General features: G+C 73.1%; 3 protein-coding genes. 2 read left to right on the top strand and 1 reads right to left on the bottom strand.

All coding sequences use genetic code 11. The features are described from left to right. Together ACFXA3_RS38450 and ACFXA3_RS38445 are read left to right on the top strand one after the other, a co-directional pair. On the top strand, positions 1-1,743 hold a 1,743-nt coding region (locus ACFXA3_RS38450; RefSeq protein ID WP_385195310.1), incomplete at its 5' end, for a substrate-binding domain-containing protein. Positions 1,744-1,745: 2 nt separating this feature from the next. After that, on the top strand, positions 1,746-3,209 hold the full coding sequence (locus ACFXA3_RS38445; RefSeq protein ID WP_385195307.1) for an extracellular solute-binding protein: 1,464 nt from the start codon (positions 1,746-1,748) through the stop codon (positions 3,207-3,209). 16 nt (positions 3,210-3,225) lie between these two features. Here the strand turns inward: ACFXA3_RS38445 and ACFXA3_RS38440 are convergent, their stop codons facing one another. After that, positions 3,226-3,672, bottom strand: a complete 447-nt coding sequence (locus ACFXA3_RS38440) for a hypothetical protein (protein ID WP_385195313.1) — start codon at positions 3,670-3,672, stop codon at positions 3,226-3,228. Positions 3,673-3,690: the final 18 nt, after the last annotated feature.

Genomic DNA, 3,690 nt, shown 5'->3' with positions numbered 1-3,690 from the left:
CCCCTCACCGGCCGCAGGCTCGCGGTCGCCCTCGGCGTGCCCGTGGCGCTCGCCGGCATCGTCGTCACCGGCCTCACCGTCCTCGACGAGGGGGACCGGGCCACCTGCAGGCCCCCGCTCGAACTCCGGCTGCTCACCGACCCCGACCTCGAACCCACCCTGCGCAAGGCGGCGGACGCGTACCTCGCGTCGAACGCGAACCGGACGGGAAACGGGTGCCGGCGCAGCGGCATCACCGTCTACAGCGCCGGAGCCGCGGCCACCGCCACCGCGTTCCAGCACCGGTCCGACCCGTGGCAGCGGCCGGCGGGCGACGACGACAACCCGCAGCGCGACATCGGCCCCCAGCCGGACATCTGGATCCCGGCCTCGTTCGCGAGCGTGAACCGGGCCCGCCCCGCCCCCGCCGAGCGGGCCTACGCCACGCTGGAGGCCGATCCCGAACCGTTCGCGTACTCCCCGGTCGTGCTCGCCGTACCGCAGAAGCCGGGGGCGCAGCCGGACGACCGGGTGGGGACCCTCGCCGCGCTGATGCGGGCGCTCAGGAAGCGCGAGACGAGCGCCGAGGTACGGCGCACCGACCCGGAGAACACCGACGCGGGCTTGCTCGCGACGATGGGCCTGTACGGGGCAGGAGCGCCGGACCCGGCCGGCGCCGAACACGAGGTGGCCCAGGCGGGACCGCCCGCACGCACCGGCGCGGACCTGCTGTGCACCCTGCCCGACGACGACGCCGCGGACGAGCGCACCACCGCCCTGCTGCCGGAGTTCCTGCTCAAGACCGCCGTGGGCTGCGACAGCACGACGCGGGCGCGGCGGATCGCCGAGTACCCCGTAGACGTCCCCGGTCTCACCCCGACGTTCGTACGCGTGCGCTGGCTGCCCGCCGACCGCGACCGGACCGAGCGGGACGCCGCCGTGCAGGGCTTCCGTACGTGGCTGACCGGCAAGGACGCGGCCGGGAAGAACGCGTCCGCGCCGGCATCCGCGGCACCCGGCGGCCCCGCCGTCTTCGGGCAGGACGGCTTCCGGAGCGCCACGGGCGGCCACCGGCTCCTCGGCACCGGCGACTTCGGGGCCCTGGACGACCCCGGCCCGCTCACCTCCACCGCGGTCCCCTCCGAGATGACCAGGGCGCTCAAGGGCTACCGGGACGCCAACGGCCCGGGCCGGGTGCTCTTCCTCCTCGACTCTTCGGGCTCCATGGGCAGTCTGTGGGAGGGCCCGGGCGGCGCGCCCGGCATCATCGGCCAGTCCCTCGCCGGCCTCGGTGACCAGGACGAATACGGGGTCTGGGGCGTCGCCTCCGAGCCCGGCAGCCCCCGTGCGTACGGGGAGGTGCTCTCCTTCGGGAAGCACCCGCGCAAGGAGGCCCAGGCGGCCATCGCCGCTTCCGCCCAGGTCAAGGACCTGGAAGCCGACCCCTACCGGGCACTGGCCGCGGCCCTGGAGTTCATGGGGCAGCGCGGCACCGACGACCACCGGCCGCAACTGATCGTCTACATCACGGACGACGAGGACAACGGCCGGCTGACCGAGGGCAACCGGCTCGGCGAGCTCCTCGGATCGCCGCTGCTGAAGAAGACCCCGGTGGTCATGGCCTCCCTGGACGGCGGCGGCTGCGACAAGGGCAAACCCGACGCGGCCCTCTCCGAGGCGAGTGGCGGCCGCTGCCTGGACACCAAGAGCGATCTCGTCGCCCGCCTGCGGGACGAGGTCGCCAGGACCGGAACGGGGGAGTGAGGATGAGGCACGGTCCAGGACGCCCCCGCGTTCCCGGCCGCCGGGTACGGCTCCGCGCGTCCGCGCTGCTCCTGGCCCTGCTGTTCGCGACGGGATGCGACTCCGGTGGCGCCGGCGGTCCGGGCGGGACGGACGGACCCGGCGGCCCGTCCGGCGCCTCGGCCGCCCTCGACGTCCCCGGCGAGATCGTGCTGGCCAGCGGCCGGGACGTGACCGGCAAGGGCGGCATCCGCCAGCAGCTCATCGACGAGTGGAACAACCGGCAGAAGAACAAGGGCTCCGGCAACCACGCCCGCCTGGTCGAGCTGCCCGGGTCGGCGGACCAGCAGCGCAGCCAGCTGCTGGGTGCGCTGCAGTCCGGCAGCGCCGAGTACGACGTGGTCAACCTCGACGTCACCTGGGTCCCGGAGTTCGCCGCCGCGGGGCTCGTCCAGCAGCTCCCCGCCCGGCTCGTCGACTCCGACGTCATCCCGTCCGTGGCAGCGACCGCCCGCTGGGGGGACCGGCTGTACGCCGTCCCCTTCAACAGCGATGTCGGCTTGCTCTTCTACCGCCGCGACTACCTCACGGCCGCCGGCGTCACGAACCCGGACCTCGGCAAGGACACGGGCTGGCCCACCGTCCGGCACCTGATCGAAGCCCTCGACGCCGCGGGCAGGAAGCTGCCCGGCAGGTACGAGAAGGGCTGGACCGCGCAGCTCGACGCATCGTACGAAGGCCTCACCGTGAACGGCATCGAGGCCTTCGCCTCCGCCGCCGACGGGAAGTTCGCCCTCACCGGCGAGGACGGCCGCTACACCGGCTCCGTGGAGGATCTGAAGGCGGGTCTGGACGAACTGCGCAACCGCACCCAGGCCGCCTACACCCTGCCGGACGCCGTCCACTCCGACGAGGCGGACACGCTGACCGACTTCGCGGGCGGCCGCACCGGCTTCGTGCGCCACTGGCCGTACGCGTACCGCACGCTCCACCAGTCCCTGTTGCCGGAGCAGCTCGGCGTGGCCCCGCTCCCGGGCAAAGCGGTACTGGGCGGGCAGAACCTGGCCCTCGCCCGGGGTTCGCAGCACACCGGCGCCGCCCGCGACCTCATCGAGTTCCTGACCAGCAGGGAGAACGAACGCTGCCTGCTCGACGCGGGTTTCGCCGCCACGCGGCTCTCCGCGTACGAGGACAACAACGTGACCTGTACAGCGGCGAAGCCGCCCGGTCAGGCCGGTGCCGCCCCGTCGGGCGAGCGCACGGACCGGATGCCGCGGGACCCCTCAGGCCGTCCCGCCTACGCCCGCGGCACCCTGCTCCCCGCCCTGGAGAACGCCGTCCAACGGCCGCGCACCCCCTTCTACGGCGCCTTCAGCCAGACGTTCACCGCACAACTGGCGCGGCTCCAAGAGGACAAGCCGCCGTCCGACGGGGAGCTCGCCGGGGAACTGCACGCGCAGCTGAAACGGGCCCTGCCGCCGGGCTGACCCGCCGCGCCGCGGGTCATGCGACCCGGCCGTGGTCGGGTTCCCGGTGCATGCCCGTGCACAGCGCCCAGATGATGAAGATGTTGACGGCGACCAGCACCGTGGCCCAGAGGGGGTAGTACGGGATCGAAAGGAAGTTGGCGAGGGCGCCGAGTCCTGCGACGAAGACGCCGAAGAAGCGCGCCCACAGGGCTCCGCTGAGCACGGCGAAGCCGGCGAGGACGATGAGGATGCCCACGATGAGGTGGATCCAGCCCCAGCCGGTCAGGTTGAACTCGAACACGTAGTGGCGCGTCGTGAAGAACAGGTCGTCCTTGGCGATGGCCGCAATGCCCTCGAAGATCGCCATCGCGCCACCGAAGATCATCAGCGCTGCCGCGAAGGCGGTGGTTCCGGAAACGGGCCCGTGCGTCGGGCTCGGACCGCTGTGAGCCGATGTGGATCGTGCGGCGTCACTGGCCATGTCGGCCTCCTTGCTAGG

This window comes from Streptomyces sp. NPDC059456 (genome assembly GCF_042750055.1).
Classification (GTDB): Bacteria; Actinomycetota; Actinomycetes; order Streptomycetales; family Streptomycetaceae; genus Streptomyces.
The sequence above is the reverse complement of the archived record's forward strand: the minus strand, read 5'-3'. Positions and strand labels throughout refer to the sequence as shown.